General features: G+C 64.3%; 13 protein-coding genes. 3 read left to right on the top strand and 10 right to left on the bottom strand.

The annotated features are described in order from the left end of the window. Nucleotides 1-414: 414 nt before the first annotated feature. The gene (locus ACSFBF_RS12060) at nt 415-612 is read left to right on the top strand and encodes a DUF4224 domain-containing protein (RefSeq protein WP_435467145.1); all 198 of its coding nucleotides are present in this window, start codon (nt 415-417) and stop codon (nt 610-612) included. Nucleotides 613-1,237: 625 nt separating this feature from the next. Here the strand turns inward: ACSFBF_RS12060 and ACSFBF_RS12065 are convergent. The 6 genes from ACSFBF_RS12065 to ACSFBF_RS12090 are packed head-to-tail and all read right to left on the bottom strand — an operon-like array spanning nt 1,238 to nt 6,267. Next, nucleotides 1,238-1,990, bottom strand: coding sequence for an amino acid ABC transporter ATP-binding protein (locus ACSFBF_RS12065; protein WP_435467420.1), 753 nt, complete (start codon nt 1,988-1,990; stop codon nt 1,238-1,240). A 2-nt stretch (nt 1,991-1,992) separates the two neighbouring features. Further along, complete coding sequence (locus tag ACSFBF_RS12070) at nt 1,993-2,754, bottom strand: amino acid ABC transporter permease (protein ID WP_435467147.1); 762 nt, start codon at nt 2,752-2,754, stop codon at nt 1,993-1,995. 3 nt (nt 2,755-2,757) lie between these two features. Continuing rightward, on the bottom strand, nt 2,758-3,456 hold the full coding sequence (locus tag ACSFBF_RS12075) for an amino acid ABC transporter permease (RefSeq protein WP_435467149.1): 699 nt from the start codon (nt 3,454-3,456) through the stop codon (nt 2,758-2,760). A 27-nt stretch (nt 3,457-3,483) separates the two neighbouring features. Further along, nucleotides 3,484-4,302, bottom strand: coding sequence for an ABC transporter substrate-binding protein (locus tag ACSFBF_RS12080; RefSeq protein ID WP_435467151.1), 819 nt, complete (start codon nt 4,300-4,302; stop codon nt 3,484-3,486). A 39-nt stretch (nt 4,303-4,341) separates the two neighbouring features. Next, nucleotides 4,342-5,547: a pyridoxal phosphate-dependent aminotransferase gene (locus ACSFBF_RS12085; protein ID WP_435467153.1), complete on the bottom strand. Its 1,206-nt coding sequence runs from the start codon at nt 5,545-5,547 to the stop codon at nt 4,342-4,344. Between the two features lie 54 nt (nt 5,548-5,601). After that, the gene (locus tag ACSFBF_RS12090) at nt 5,602-6,267 is read right to left on the bottom strand and encodes an RraA family protein (protein WP_435467155.1); all 666 of its coding nucleotides are present in this window, start codon (nt 6,265-6,267) and stop codon (nt 5,602-5,604) included. A 124-nt stretch (nt 6,268-6,391) separates the two neighbouring features. Here ACSFBF_RS12090 and ACSFBF_RS12095 point away from each other — a divergent pair, with 124 nt between their 5' ends. Further along, nucleotides 6,392-7,321 carry a LysR family transcriptional regulator gene (locus ACSFBF_RS12095; RefSeq protein ID WP_435467422.1) on the top strand — a complete coding sequence of 310 codons (930 nt, stop codon included), beginning with the start codon at nt 6,392-6,394 and terminating at the stop codon, nt 7,319-7,321. A gap of 22 nt (nt 7,322-7,343) precedes the next feature. Here the strand turns inward: ACSFBF_RS12095 and ACSFBF_RS12100 are convergent, their stop codons facing one another. The 3 genes from ACSFBF_RS12100 to ACSFBF_RS12110 all read right to left on the bottom strand — a co-directional run bounded on the left by ACSFBF_RS12100 (nt 7,344) and on the right by ACSFBF_RS12110 (nt 10,486). Next, nucleotides 7,344-8,363 carry a porin gene (locus ACSFBF_RS12100; protein ID WP_435467157.1) on the bottom strand — a complete coding sequence of 340 codons (1,020 nt, stop codon included), beginning with the start codon at nt 8,361-8,363 and terminating at the stop codon, nt 7,344-7,346. A gap of 149 nt (nt 8,364-8,512) precedes the next feature. Beyond that, nucleotides 8,513-9,484, bottom strand: a complete 972-nt coding sequence (locus ACSFBF_RS12105) for a Bug family tripartite tricarboxylate transporter substrate binding protein (RefSeq protein WP_435467159.1) — start codon at nt 9,482-9,484, stop codon at nt 8,513-8,515. Nucleotides 9,485-9,616: 132 nt separating this feature from the next. After that, complete coding sequence (locus ACSFBF_RS12110) at nt 9,617-10,486, bottom strand: helix-turn-helix domain-containing protein (protein WP_435467161.1); 870 nt, start codon at nt 10,484-10,486, stop codon at nt 9,617-9,619. 224 nt (nt 10,487-10,710) lie between these two features. Between ACSFBF_RS12110 and ACSFBF_RS12115 the strand changes: the two genes are divergently transcribed. Further along, entirely contained in the window at nt 10,711-12,555 is a 1,845-nt protein-coding gene (locus ACSFBF_RS12115; protein ID WP_435467163.1) for a tannase/feruloyl esterase family alpha/beta hydrolase, read from the top strand. Between the two features lie 15 nt (nt 12,556-12,570). Here ACSFBF_RS12115 and ACSFBF_RS12120 read toward each other — a convergent pair whose 3' ends face one another. Further along, nucleotides 12,571-13,434 carry an outer membrane protein assembly factor BamE gene (locus tag ACSFBF_RS12120; RefSeq protein WP_435467165.1) on the bottom strand — a complete coding sequence of 288 codons (864 nt, stop codon included), beginning with the start codon at nt 13,432-13,434 and terminating at the stop codon, nt 12,571-12,573. Nucleotides 13,435-13,445 lie beyond the last annotated feature (11 nt).

Consider the following 13,445-nt stretch of genomic DNA (forward strand, 5'->3'; position numbering starts at 1 on the left):
CCCAGACCTGTGTGATTGCAGTCAGTTCGCGGGCCGCATGGGCGGAACCAGATGAGGCGAAGCTATCCGCTGGTCCACGCTCTTCGCGAGCGACTTTCGATGCCGAGAGCGTGCGACCAATGAGCCGCGGCACCTCATCGCGAGAGCGCCCCGTGCGTGCACACCATAGTGCGATGAGCGTCTCCCCCTTGCTGAAGGCTGGGCGGCAGCGGCCGAGTCGATACTCCCCGATGGCGCCGCGCGTGAGGCCAGATGCCGCGCAAACCTGCGTGCCGCTCATGCCCGCGCGGCGCAGGTCCAGTAGAAGCTCAATGAAGTCCACAGGAGGCGGGAAGGCTAGACGCACCATGGGCGCGGATTGTGCGAGCCTCGCGTGCTGGGATCACGGTTTTCAGTGAAGCGCCATACTGCGGCATGACGCAGCCGCATCTCTTTCTCGACGACAACGAATTGCGCTGTTTCACAGGCTTCTCGCGCAAGTCGAAGCAGATCCTGTGGCTCCGCGGCCAAGCCCTGCCGTTCTGGGTCAGCGCGACTGGTCACCCGGTCGTGGCACGTGCGGCGGTGGAGGGGCGTCCCGCTGATCTGCCGGTGCCCGCAGCGGAGCCTTAGGAGCCGCGCGTCTTGTCGGAGCCTCCGGACTCTAAATCCCGATGATATTGCGCAGCAGGGCAATCGCGTCGGGGTGTTGTCCATGCCGGCTGACACGGGCTCTTCGGCAGTTGCCGGAATCTAACCGGAAAACAACAGCGATAGAGCGGTGCGTATCAGGGTTGTGGGACTGCCAGCCCCCGGCCGGGGAGATGGGGCAGTGGAAGAGGTTTGGGGGCATCCTTGGGGGGATCAATGAAAATTCGAACCCGGATTTGCCAGCATTCATGCGCCTTGCAACCCGATATGCGGCCGCCTCCCTCTCCAAGAATGGCCCCGCAAGGGGCTATTTTTTTGCCTGTTTCTCGCCGAAACCTACACGGAATCAAGGCCCTGGCCGTTTCTGTGCCCCTGCGTTTCGGTTGATTCCCCACTTTCAAAAGCCGTCCCACACCGGCAACCGGTAGGCATCCGTGCAAGGTCATGCTGACGAACAGCACGACCGTCTTGCGCGAACTGACGATCAGCGGCTTCGGCATCAGCCAGCAGGCGCTTGACTATGTGCGCCCGGACATCCAACTTCAGCCCCGCGCTGGCGCGCATCGGGAAGCCCCTGAGATAGACGCGATGGGGCCCAGGCGCCGCGCTAGTGCGAGCGCAGATCGGCGAGAAACTTCTGTGCCCGTTCGCTGCGTGGCTTCGAGAAGAACGCCTCCGGCAGGCCTGTTTCCACCAGGCTGCCCTGGTCCATGAACCAGACCCTGTCCGCCACTTCGCGCGCGAAGTTCATTTCGTGCGTCACGCACATCATCGTCATGCCGTCGCGTGCCAGCGACTTCATCACTTGCAGCACCTCGCCGACCATCTCGGGGTCGAGCGCGCTCGTCGGCTCGTCGAACAGCATGGCCGGTGGGTCCATCGCGAGGGCCCGGGCGATGGCAACGCGTTGCTGCTGGCCGCCCGACAGTTGGCCCGGAAATGCATCGGCTTTCGAAGCCAGGCCCACGCGTTCAAGAAGTTCGAGCGCACGAGCCCGGGCCTGCGCCCGTTTCTGCTTGCGCACGTTCACGGGCCCCAACATGATGTTCTGGGCCACCGACAGATGCGGGAACAGGTTGAAGCTCTGGAACACGAAGCCGACATGGCTGCGAAATTTGTTGATGTCGAGCGATGGCGCGTTCACGTCCTGGCCGTCGAAGCGGATGGTGCCGCTCTGGATGCTTTCCAGGCGGTTCACGGTGCGTATCAGCGTCGACTTGCCGGACCCCGAAGGGCCGCACACGACGACGACTTCTCCCTTGCGAACCTCGGCGCTGATGTCGTTCAGTGCGCGGTAGTCGCCATACCACTTGTTCACGAGGTCGAAGGCGATGAGGGCAGGAGTGGGGCTCGAAGACATGTTCATGCGGCTTGCTTGGGTGCGATGGGCCCGGCCGCCGCGGGCGCGGAACCCGTCGCCGGCCGGAAGGTGCCTTCGCGCCGCGCGGCAATGCGGCGCTCCAGGAAGCGTGCCAGCCGCGTCAGCGAGAAGCACAGGCAGAAGTAGATGGCCGCGAGGATGAAGTACACCTGAAACGGCTGCGTCATCAGCGAGCTGTTGATCTGGTTGGCCGCGAACGTCACTTCGTTCACGCTGATCACGTAGCCCAGCGAGGTCTCCTTGATGGTGGAGACGAACTGGCTGACCAGCGCCGGCACCATGTTGTAGAGCGCCTGCGGAAGGATGACCTTCGCCATCGTCTGCACGTAGCTCAGCCCCACGGCTCGCGCCGCTTCGGTCTGCCCGTGGGGCAGCCCCTCGATGCCGGCGCGCACGATCTCCGCCAAGTAGGCCGCTTGGTAGATCACCAGCGTGATCACCATGGTCGTGAAGCCGCTGACCATACGTCCGGTCAGCACGGGCACGAAGAAATAGACCCAGAAGATGAACATGAGCAGCGGCACGCCGCGCACCACGTAGATCACCGCCGTGGCAGGCATGCGCAGCCAGCCGAAGGGGCTGATGCGTGCCAGCGCAATCGCAACGCCAAGGGGAAAGGCCAGCAACAGGCCCAGCACGGAGAGAACCAGCGTGATCGCCAGCCCGCCCAGCGGGCCGTTCGGGTACTGGCCGACCAGCAGCAGGGTGCCGTACTCGCGCAGGATGGAAAAGATGCTGTCCATGGCTTATCTCGCGGGAATGCGATAGCGGCTTTCCAGCCGCGCTCCCGCCGTCATGATCAGGATGGACACGCCGAGGTAGATCACCGTCGACAGCAGGTACACCTCCACGGTCTTGAACGACTGGCTCTCGATTTCCCGCGTGGCATAGGTCAGTTCCGCAACACCGATGGTCATGGCCAGGCTGGTGTTCTTGAACAGCAGCACCGTGTGGCTCACCAGGGTAGGCAGCGCGATGCGCAGTGCCTGCGGTATCACCACCAGGCGCGACGCCTGCAGATAGGAAAGGCCGATGGCACGCGCCGCTTCGAGCTGCGATTTGGGAATCGACCGGATGCCGCCGCGCAGCCCTTCGGAGACGTAGGCCGCCATGCACAGGCCGATGGAAATGAACGCCAGCAGGAACTCGCTGTCGTGGGCATTGAGCCATTGCTGCGCCGCACGCGGCAGCAGCGCCGGCATGCCGAAGTACCAGAGGAAGACCTGCACGAGCATGGGCACGTTCTGGTGGTACTCGACGTAGCTCGCGACGAAAGTCTTCGCCACGCGGTTGTCCGCCATGCGCACCACGGCCAGCACCGTGCCCAGGACCAGGGCAAACAGCCATGCCGCCAGCGTGAGCTCGAACATCGTGAGCACGCCATGCCATATCCATTGCGGATATTCGCCTCGCGCCAGTACAGAGAAATCGATCTTGCTACCCACGTCGTGCGCCTCGTTGCATGGCAGTGATCAGCCCTTGATCTGCTCGATCCTGAAGGCGCGCTGCATCTTGTAGGAGGTTCCGGTGCCCAGCCACCTGTTGAAGATCTGCTGCGCCTCGCCGGATTTTTCCATTGCCTGCAGCGTGGTGTTCACGTGCTTGATGAAGCCTGCCTCTTCCTTTCGCATGCCGATGCCCCACGGCTCCAGCATCAGCGAAGGCTCCAGCGTGACGATGGGTACGGTGCTTTCGGATTGCTGGCGGAACTTCGCGAGATTGAGTTCGGAGGCGGCGAGCCCTTCCACCTTGCCTTGCTGCATCGCGAGAAAGGCGCTGGGCGGGTCCTGGAAAGTAACGGTCGCCGCACCCGGAATCACCTTGCGCACCAGCATCTCGGAGCTGGAGCCCTTGACCGCGCTGACGCGCTTGCCCGCAAGGTCCTTGAGAGTCGTGAAGCCGCTGTCCTTGCGCGCGGCGACCTTCTGCTCGCTCGCGAAGTACTGGTCGCTGAAGGCAATCTGCTCGGCACGCTCGGCGCTCCATCCCAGGTTGGCAATCACGGCGTCGACACGACCCTGCTGCAGTTCGGGGATGCGTGCAGCCACCGAGATGAGCTTCAGCTCCAGCTTGACACCCAGCGACTTGGCCAGTGCCTTGCAGAAGTCCACGTCGTAGCCTTCCACCTCGCGCGTCTGGGTATTGGAAAAGCTGAACGGCTCGGCCGTCCCCAGGGTGCCGCAGGTGAACACGCCCTTGGCCTTGATGTCGGCGAGCTGGTCCGCGCAGGCCAGGTTGGCCAGCAATGCCAGGCAGGCTCCGGCGATAAGGGTCGATGCACTCTTCTTCATGGATCTACTCCGGAAAAGGTTGTACGGAACGATGAGACGTCAGGCCAGTTCGCGCAATGCGGCTTGCAGCAGTTGACCGCCCTGGTCGATCACGTCGACCCCCGTGGCGAAGGACATGCGCAGATGGTTGGGCATGCCATAGGAGGTGCCGTCGATCGCGGCCACGCCGGCGTGTTCCAGCAGGTAGTGCACGACGTCGATGTCGGAAGAAAGAACGTTTCCCGCCGGCGTGGTGCGCCCGATCAATCCGGCTACGCTGGGGAACACATAGAACGCTCCGTCCGGCGGTGCGCACTCGAATCCTGGCAGCGCCTGCAGCATCTGCAGCATGCGGTTTCTGCGCTGCCCGAACAGGGCCGCGGCCTCGGCCACGGTTTGCTGTGGGCCATCGAGCGCAATCGCCGCGGCCGCCTGGCTCATGGAGTTGGGGCAGGACGTGCTCTGGGAGAGCAGCATGGTGATGGCCTTGATCAGCGCCGCCGGTCCCGCGCCGTAGCCGATGCGCCAGCCCGTCATGGCATAGGCCTTGGAGACGCCGTTGATCACCAGCGTCCGCTCGGCCAGCTCGGGCGTCACGTTCAATGGAGAAAGGTGCTCGGCGCCGTCGTAGACGAAGTGCTCGTAGATCTCGTCGGTCATCAGCCAGACCTGCGGATGCCGCTTCAGGACCTCGCCGAGCGCCGCCAGTTCATCGCGGGTGTAGACCGCGCCCGTGGGGTTGTTGGGCGTGTTGAGCACCAGCCACCGCGTGCGGGGCGTGATGGCCGCTTCAAGGGCTGCCGGCATCAGCTTGAAGCCTTCGCCCTGGATGCTCGGCACCACGACGGGTGTGCCGCCATGCAGCGCCACCATGTCCGGATAGGACACCCAGTACGGCGCGGGCACGATCACCTCGTCGCCTTCGTTCAGCGTGGCCGCGAAGGCGTTGTAGATGATGTGCTTCGCACCGTTGCCCACCGCGATGTTCTCGGGCTTGTACGACAGCGCGTTCTCGCGCTGAAGCTTGTCGGCAATGGCTTGCCGCAGGGCCGGCGTGCCGTTGGATGCCGTGTAGCGGGTGTGTCCGGCCATGAGGGCCGCCACCCCGCCTTCGACGATGTGGCGCGGCGTCGGGAAGTCGGGCTCGCCGATGGTGAAGTCGACGATGCGACGGCCGATCGCGCGCATCGCATCGACGCGCGTCTTCGCGGCCATGCTGGGCGAGGGTTTGACGCCGCCGAGGCGTTGGGCCAACAGAATGCTCACTGGGTTCTCTCCGGGAAAGTCGAATGGGGGAATGACGCCGTACGCTTCACGGATTCAGAGGCCGTGCGGCGCGAAGGCCTTCGTGAGCCATGACTGCTCGGCCTTGCCGTTGGCGATCTCGGCCTTGATGGCGGCCTCGAACCTGGCGGTCTGGGCGATGGCATCGAGCAGCCGCGGTGCCTCGGAGGCGGGAAAGGTCACGATGCCATCGTCGTCGCCGACCACGATGTCGCCGGGCTGCACGATCTGTCCGCCCACGCAGACCGGCACGTTGACCGCGCCGGGCCCGTTCTTGTAGGGCCCCCGATGGATGGCGGCACGCGCATAGCAGGGAAAGTCGGCATCGCGGAAGGCCGCTGCATCGCGGATGGCGCCATCGATGACGATGCCGGTGCAGCCGCGCTGCTGCGCGTACAGCATGATGAGTTCGCCCACCAGCGCGTTGGTGGTGTCGCCACCGCCGTCGACCACCAGCACGTGGCCCGCGGAAGCATCCATCAGGGCCTTGTAGATCAGCAGGTTGTCGCCGGGACGGGTCTTGACCGTGATCGCCGTTCCCACCAGCTTCCTGCGCCCGTGGAACCGCTGCAGGCCGACGATGCCGCTCAGGCGCTGCAGGTTGTCGCTGATGTGCGGCGTGGCCACTTCCTGGAAGGCGGCCAGCACATCCTGCGGTGCAACGGCCGGCGTCGGGTGAACGGCAAAACTGGAAGCAACCATGACAAACGCCTCAACATCAATTCGATGGCGGGATTGTGAAAGTTGCCTAAAATTTCAAAAAGCGAAATATTTCGCAAGAATCAGTGGAAAAAAAGGAAACCAACCAGGGTTTTTGCTGACCATGATGACCTTCAAGCAGTTGGAAGCCCTGTATTGGGTCGTGCAACTGGGCGGCTTCTCCCAGGCCGCCCAAAAATTGCACACCTCGACATCTGCCGTGTCGAAACGCGTGCACGAGCTGGAGTCCGGCTTCGACCTGGAACTGTTCGACCGGTCCCAACGCACGGCGCGCCTGACGGAAAAGGGCGAAGAGATGTTCGTGCTGGCGAAGAAGCTGCTCGAACAAAGAGACGCCGCCATCGACCAGATCGGCAAACCCGAGGTCATCGAGCGCCGTGTGCGCATCGGCGTGACCGAGTTCACCGCCATGACCTGGCTGCACCGGCTGGTGGAGGCCATCCAGCGCTACTACCCCAAGGTGACGATCGAGCCCGATGTCGACGCGAGCGGCAACCTGAAAGAAAAGCTCCTGACGGACGAACTGGACCTGGTGCTGGTCCCCGATGTGTTCGCCGAGGCGCATCTGCCGAGCCATGTTGTCGGCGAGTTCTCCAGCGTGTGGATGTGCAAGCCGGGGTTCGTCGAACCGGGCAAGACCTTTCGCCTGCATGAACTGGCGTCGCGCAGGCTGCTGTTGCAGGGCAGCAAGTCGGGCGCCGGCACGGCGCACAACAGCTGGATGAAGTCGCTGGGTGTTCAACCGACCGACGTCATCATCGTCAACAACCTCGTGGCCATGATGGGGCTCACCGCATCGGGCCTGGGCATCGGCTGCATGCCGGAGAAATGCCTGGCGCCCATGGTCGCCAACGGGTCATTGATGGTCGTACCCTGCACACCCGCGCCGCCGGTGATGAAGTACGTCGCGATGTACAAGGGCGACCAGCGCAGCACGCTGATCTCGTCGATCGTGATGCTCTCGCAGGAGTGCTGCGACTTCACGCGGATGTTCGAGATTTCCTCGCTGGGCTCGACGGCCCGCTCAGCCGCGTAGGCCAAGCGCCCGACACTCGCCCTCAGAAGTTGTGCGAGATCCCGACCTGGAAGCCACGCGAATTTGCTCCCGCCTGCGGGTCCGTCAGCGCGTCGGTCACCACGTAGGCTGCGTTGCCCCGGTTGCGGATCTTCGACCAGGTGCCGTAGATCGCGGTGCGCTTGCTGAGCCAGTGGACGTAGCCGACGGCCAGTTGGGTTGCGTCGTCGGCGTCAATGCCGGGTCCCGAGCGGTCCGAGCGCGCGATCGATGCCTTGATGACGCCCGCACCCACTGGCACGCTGACGCCCAGCATCACATTGGTCTGCTTGTCCTGCGGGGCCTTCTGCATCAGGTAGTTCGCGTACAGCTTGGCGGCGCCGAAGTCGTAGCTGCCGCCGAGGCTGGCGCTGCGGTAGTGCTGGCCTTCGATCGGCGTCTGTCCGTAGCTGGCCGCGATGTCGATCGGGCCCGATGCATAGCCCACCCGTGCGCCGGAGTATTTCGTTCCCTCCTGGCCCTCCGGCATTGCCACCATGAACTGGCCATAGAAGCCGCCCAGGTTGCGTGGCAGAAAGTAGCTGATCGAGTTGTTGGCGCGCACCAGCGTCCTCGCGCCGCCGAGGCCGAAGGGCCAGCCCTCGACGATGTTGCTCGAACCGCCGACGCCCACCGTGCCGAAAGGGGAGAACTGCGAAATGTTCCAGAAGCTCGGCGTGTAGTCGCGGCCCAGGCGGACCTCGCCGAAGGAGTTGTGCGAGAGGCTCACGGTGGAGCGCCGCTGCCAGCCGACTCCCTGGAACTCGCCCGTGTCGGGCAGTGTCGCTGCCTCGAGCCAGAAGCTCGCGGCGAGGCCGCCGCCGAGATCTTCGGTGCCGCGAAACCCGAGGCGGCTCGGGAAGATGTTGCCGCCCTGGTCCATGGAAGTGACCGAGCGGCCACCTGACTTGGCGGAGGTGACGTTGAGGTCGACCGTGCCGAAGAGGGTCACGTTGGATTGCGCGAGCGCATGGCCGTGCAGGCCGATGCAGCCCGCGGCGATCAAGAGGGTGGGGCGGATCATGGTTCTTGTCTCCTGGTTTTAAGAATGGCGTGCGCCGTCCCGCGGCCCTTGCTCTTGGCAGGGGACGAAGGTGCGCGAAGGAGCGCGCCAAGGGCGCGCAGCTATCTCAGGCAGTAGCGGGAAGGAAGCGGCGGGCGCGTGGCCCGCCGTCAGTCAAGGCGCAAGCCCTTGGCCTTGATCAGCCGGCCCATGGTCTGGGCCTCGCGTTCGATGATGGTGCGGGTGTCGGCGGAATTCGTCGTCATCGGCTCCAGCCCGGCATCGGCAATCTGCCGCGCCATCTCCGGCGAGCGCGTCACGGTGGTGATCGCTCGGTTCAACTGCTCGACGATGGCATCGGGCGTGCGCGCGGGCACCCAGAAGCCGAGCCAGGTCGACACGTCGTAGCCGGGATAGCGCTCTGCAACGGTCGGCACGTCGGGCAGTGCGGCGCTGCGCTGGCTGCCGGTATAGGCCAGTGCCTTCACCCTGCCTGCCTTGATGTTCGGCAGCGCCGAGATCGGGGGCTCGAAGCCCAGCATCACCTGTCCACCGATCACATCGGGCATGGCGCCCTGCTTGTAGGGAACGTGCAGCATCTCGATGGACGCTGCTTCCTGCAGCAGTTCAAAGCCCAGGTGCGAGGTGCTGCCCGAGCCGTAAGACGCGAAGCTCACATGCCCCGGCTGGCGCTTGGCCAGTGCGACCAGTTCTTCCGTGTTGCGCGCGGGCACCGCGTTGTTCGCCACGATGAAGGGGCCGCCCTTGAGCGCCTGCGTCACCGGCACAAGATCTTCCTTCGGGTTGTAGGGAAGCTTCGAAAGAAGGAACGGCGTCATCGTGAACGGATTGCTCGTCGAGAACAGCACCGTGTAGCCGTCGGGCGTTGCCTTGGCCACCGCATCAGTGCCGATGGTCGACAGCGCGCCCGGTTTGTTCTCCACGATCACGGGCACCTTCAGCAATCGCGAGAGCTGGTCGGCATAGCTGCGCGCGAAGATGTCGGAGCCGACGCCGGCTGGCGTTGGCGTCACGATCTTGATGGCTCGTTGGGGCCAGGGCGCGCCCTGTGCAAGCGCAGCGCCCGTGGTGCATTGCAAGCCGGCGGCCCATAGCAGAGCCAGAGTGGTGATCCTCTTCATATGTCTCGTCTCCTGATAGTTGTGGGCGCATCCTAGGGAGACAAATCCATATCTGGAAATACTCATTCGAGATGCTTTTTTATACCTCCTTCGTATTGATGAATGGGTGCGCGGCACCCTGACGGCAGCGCACTACCTGCGCTTCGAGTGCTTTCTTGCCGCGCCCGGCGTGACGCCGTGTACGCTCTGAAAGCTGCGCGTCAGGTGGCCCTGGTTCGCGAAGCCCGCTTCGAGCGCGATGTCGAAGAGCGAGGCATCCGACGACTGGATCAACTGGCGAGCGCGCTCCACCCGCTGCTGCAGCACATAGCGGTGAGGCGAGGTGCCGGTCGCATTGCGAAAGAGCCGCACGAAGTGCGCCTTGCTCAGCCCGACCGCGGACGACAGCGCCGACAACGAAAGATCGCTGGCCAGATCGTGGGCAATCAGCTCTTCGATTCGTGCCCATTGCCAGGCATTCAATTTGCCTCGCTCCTGGCCCAGGGAGGGCGCTCGTACACCGCGAGTCCGGCAGAGATGGAGTGCAGCCCCGACGGACAGCGATTCGGCGAACAGCGCGCCATTGGGGCAGCCAAGGCCTATCTCTCGCACCATGGCCTGCATGACCGACGCCAGCGAGGGATCATGGAAATACAGGCTCTGCTGCAGCGGCGTGGTCACCAGCTCATCGTCGAGAAAGCCCTGGCGTATCAACGCGCGGGTGTCGAGGTCCAGCAGGATCCGCTGTGCGCGGTAGGCGCCGCGGTGATTCACCTTCACCTCGATGTCGGAGTTGAAGATCGCCAACGACCCGGTGTCCATATCGAGGTCGGCACTGCGCCCCTGCGCGGTGAGGTGGCTGCCCATGGTGCCGCTGCTGAGCAGCGAGACGTGCGTGGTCGCCGGTGTGAACTTGTGCCGCCAGCTGCCATCCGGCGTACAGAGCCAGTTCACAGGCAAGCCCTGCCACCGGCTGAGCTGCTCGGACGAAAGCAACGTCAATCTATCGAGTTCGTTGGGCATTCAGTGCTTCGGCGCGTGCGTGTGACCGAAAAATCATCTTACTTTCGCCGGATGGAACTGTGCCGCGGCAACCGAGCGGGTTTCCCCTAGTCCTGTTTCATCGCTCCACAGCCGTCTTCGTGAGTCGTTCCTGCAATGGCGCCTCGATCGTGCAAGACGCAGTGGCATCGCGCCGATGTAATGCGTGGCGCCTGTCGATGCAGGACACCCAACAGGAGACATCAGTGAAGAAAAATTGGAATCGCGCGTGGGGCCCTCTGGCTGCGCTTGCAGCCTCTTTTGCCATGGTGGCGTGCGGAGGAGGCGGCAACAGCTCCGGCGTCGCGGGCTTGACTGCAGCGCCGGCAAGTGGAGGGAGCGGCACGCCGCCAGACACAGTCACGACGCCCGCCAAGCTGAGTTGCGACGATTCGATGAAGACGGCGTTCAAGCCCGATGCAAATACATCGGTTCTCCTGGTCAAGCTCTTCAAGACTGGCGACCAGATCCTGCTGTCGGGCACTGCAACACCGGCCACGCCTGTCGCGGCCAACGACATCTGTCTTGTGAAGCTGATGGTCGGGCCCGGGCATCCGGGGCCTGCAGACGCACCTTCGACGACCAGCGGCATCGGCATCGAAGTGTGGTTGCCATCAGTCGCAAACTGGAACAAGCGCCTGCACATGCTCGGCGGCGCCGGCGCGGCCGGAGGCGTGCAGGCCACGTTGACCAGCGTGGCCGCAGCGCCGACTGCCGCGCCGTGGAGCGTGGCCGGCGTCGAAGGCGCCGTGGCCGCGACCACGGATACGGGGCACCCGGCCGGCAACTCGAACTTCCTGATGAACCCCGACGGAACGATCAATACAGTGGGGTGGAACGAGTTTTCCGAACGCGGCATCCACGAGATGACCGTCAAGTCGAAAGCGCTTGCGCTGGCCTACTACGGCACGCCGGCCAGCTACACCTACTGGCACGGAGGATCGACCGGCGGTCGCCAGGGCATGAAGCAGGCGCAGCTGTACCCGGAGGACTTCGACGGGATCATTGCGAGTTCGCCCGCCATCAACTGGGTGCGGTTCACCGGGAGCCAGGTCTGGCCCCAGCTTGTCATCCAGCGCGATCTTGCCGGGGTGCCCCTGACTGCCGGCCAATGGACGTCGGTGTCGACCGCCGCAATCAATGCCTGCGACATGGTCGGCGGGCAGCACCTGGGCTATCTGCTCGACCCATCGAAGTGCGCCTACGACCCGACGACCGACGCGCAGGTGCTGTGCACATCCGCCGGGGGCACGAACGCCACCGCGAGTTGCCTGACGCAGGTGCAGGCCGTGGCGGTGAACAAGATGTGGTACGGCCCCACGACCGATGGCTCGGTGCCGTCGCCTTCGGTGGACAACGGCCTGGGCCCGACCCTTGGCGCAAACCAGATCTGGTTCGGCTGGCCTCGCGGCTCCAACCTGACAGTGACGAGCGTTTCGACGAACGGCCTTCACTTCGACCAGCTCGCACTTTTCCTGCAGGACCCGACCCGCGCCGGCTCTTCATTCGTCAACGCGACCGGCAACGGCGCCAATCGCTGGAGGGACCTGAGCTATCCGGACCTGTACAACGGCATCAACCGCGGGCTTGCGCTCGAACCTCTGTTTTCCAGGATCAGCACCGACAACCCGGACTTGAGCAAGTTCCGCGATCGCGGCGGCAAGATCATCACGGTCGTCGGCTCCTCCGATCAGGTGATTCCCCATGCAGGTGTCATCAACTACTACACCCGGGTTGCCACGCAGATGGGTGGTGTTGCCGAGGTGCAGAAGTTCTACAGGCTCTACACAATCCCGGGCATGGGGCACTTCCCGGCCAATGGAACGGCGAACGTCGCAGCCAATCCCCCGCTCTATCCGGAAGACGTCAACTACCAGTCCCTGACGGATTGGGTGGAGAAGGGCATTGCACCAGCAGACAAGATCGTCATCAGCAGCCCCGTCACTTCCGCGAACCCGGCGGCGGTAACGGGCGCCATGTGTGCCTATCCGAAGATGCCTGCCTACTCCAGCGGGGACATCAAGGCAGCCGCGAGCTACAGCTGCTCATGAGGCTTGCCGCGGAGTTCATCGCTGCGCGAAAACCTCGATTTCGACGCGGCGGTTCGGGGCGAGGCAGTCGATCAGCTCCGCTCGCCTTGTCTGCGCGCATTGCACCTTCGGTTCCGATTCGCCCTTGCCTTCGACCTGCACCTTCTGCGCCGGCACGCCGGCCTGCACCAGGTAGTCGCGCACGGTGTTGGCGCGCGCCAGCGAGAGCGCCTGGTTGTAGGTGCTGCTGCCGAGCCGGTCGGTGTGGCCAGTGACCCTGATCGTGTCCACCGATCCGCTGCTTTTGATGTCGCTTGCCAGGGCGTCCAGCTTGCGTCGCCCCTCAGGCAGCAAGTCGGTCAGCGAGCGGCCGTCGAAGCGGAAGAGGCCGTCGGCACCGAGCGTCGTCTTTGCAGGAGCAACGGCGGGCTGAACGGTCGCGACGGGCCTTGCCGCAGCAGGCGCTGGCCTGAGCACATCCGCGCAGCCCGGCCCCTTCCAATACATCCCGTTCGTCAGCACGTCTGCATTGAAGCGAACCATGTACTGGCAGGTGATGTACTCCGGGCCAGCGCCCGTGCGGAAGTGGAAGATGTAGTTCCATTCGCGCACGCCGCCCAGCCCTTCGCTGAAGTGCGGAAAGCTCAGCAGTTCGCGCACCTGGTCCTTGCCCAGGCCGGTGCGCATGGCGCGCAGGGCCTCGATGCTCGGGAAGGCGCCTTGCTGCCATTTGGCCGAGCTCAGCGCGGGAAAGTCGTCGTCCTTCGGCGGCGCCGGGTTCTCCGAAGCAGCCCTGGCCTGCATCTCCGGCGTGATGGTGTAGCTTGGGCTGGCACAGCCAGCGGCCAGCAGTGCTGCGAGAACAGAGAAAGCGGTCGTGGCTTGAAGAAGCTTGTTCATGATGGAGTTCG

Origin of the sequence: Variovorax nivicola, assembly GCF_051216475.1 — a bacterium.
Taxonomy (GTDB): domain Bacteria; phylum Pseudomonadota; class Gammaproteobacteria; order Burkholderiales; family Burkholderiaceae_C; genus Variovorax.

Excerpts from the sequence above, each read along its gene's own strand:
- ACSFBF_RS12100 (WP_435467157.1), bottom strand. The coding sequence starts at position 8,363 with ATGATCCGCCCCACCCTCTTGATCGCCGCGGGCTGCATCGGCCTGCAC.
- ACSFBF_RS12080 (WP_435467151.1), bottom strand. The coding sequence starts at position 4,302 with ATGAAGAAGAGTGCATCGACCCTTATCGCCGGAGCCTGCCTGGCATTG.
- ACSFBF_RS12110 (WP_435467161.1), bottom strand. The coding sequence starts at position 10,486 with ATGCCCAACGAACTCGATAGATTGACGTTGCTTTCGTCCGAGCAGCTC.
- ACSFBF_RS12060 (WP_435467145.1), top strand. The coding sequence starts at position 415 with ATGACGCAGCCGCATCTCTTTCTCGACGACAACGAATTGCGCTGTTTC.
- ACSFBF_RS12070 (WP_435467147.1), bottom strand. The coding sequence starts at position 2,754 with ATGGACAGCATCTTTTCCATCCTGCGCGAGTACGGCACCCTGCTGCTG.
- ACSFBF_RS12120 (WP_435467165.1), bottom strand. The coding sequence starts at position 13,434 with ATGAACAAGCTTCTTCAAGCCACGACCGCTTTCTCTGTTCTCGCAGCA.
- ACSFBF_RS12095 (WP_435467422.1), top strand. The coding sequence starts at position 6,392 with ATGACCTTCAAGCAGTTGGAAGCCCTGTATTGGGTCGTGCAACTGGGC.
- ACSFBF_RS12105 (WP_435467159.1), bottom strand. The coding sequence starts at position 9,484 with ATGAAGAGGATCACCACTCTGGCTCTGCTATGGGCCGCCGGCTTGCAA.
- ACSFBF_RS12090 (WP_435467155.1), bottom strand. The coding sequence starts at position 6,267 with ATGGTTGCTTCCAGTTTTGCCGTTCACCCGACGCCGGCCGTTGCACCG.
- ACSFBF_RS12065 (WP_435467420.1), bottom strand. The coding sequence starts at position 1,990 with ATGTCTTCGAGCCCCACTCCTGCCCTCATCGCCTTCGACCTCGTGAAC.